This window comes from Ponticaulis profundi (assembly GCF_042659465.1).
In the GTDB taxonomy this organism is placed as follows: Bacteria; Pseudomonadota; Alphaproteobacteria; order Caulobacterales; family Hyphomonadaceae; genus Ponticaulis; species Ponticaulis profundi.
Map to the genome: position 1 here is coordinate 1 of NZ_JBHSSW010000042.1, position 527 is coordinate 527.

A 527-nucleotide genomic window follows, 5' to 3' on the forward strand; every position below is an offset into this window, starting at 1 on the left:
TCACGCTAACCCTTCAGTCCGCCCTATAAAGGCAGACGCGCACTGTCCTTCTATCCTCGTTCAGGTATATTTAGGTTCGATGCGTATTGAGAGCTGCGAGATGGAGTTTTGTCCGGGCTCGTAGCCGATGTTTCTTTGGAGGCGTGCTGGTCCAATAGAATCTGTGACCACGATCTGCCCGGATGTAATCGGAAATGCCTGACCGCCCCAGTACAGCGTGCCAGCATCCTCCAGAGACCCGCCCACTTCCACAATGACACGGTATCCGCTCGAAGAGTTGCAAAACTCTCGCACAGACCCCAGGGATCTGACGCCATGGTTTGTTGTATAGTCTGCAGTGAAGGTTGTTCGACAAACGACTGGCACAAATGCGCGCAACTGAACGGAGCGCTGGAAAGAGCCGTTTGGAATGGCAGCGAATGCTGCCGGCGTTACAATTATTTGCGACGCTAAAAGCGCCCCAGCAAGGTATTTCGTCAACATCACAAACTCCCGTTCTGGAATTCGAATGAGGACTAGCAATTTCC

At 52.6% G+C, this 527-nt stretch carries 1 protein-coding gene; it reads right to left on the reverse strand.

The window, feature by feature from the left end; all coding sequences use genetic code 11:
• Positions 1–60: 60 nt before the first annotated feature.
• Positions 61–527 (reverse strand): hypothetical protein (locus ACFQDM_RS15550; RefSeq protein ID WP_377380595.1); only part of this gene is annotated, 467 nt, incomplete at its 5' end.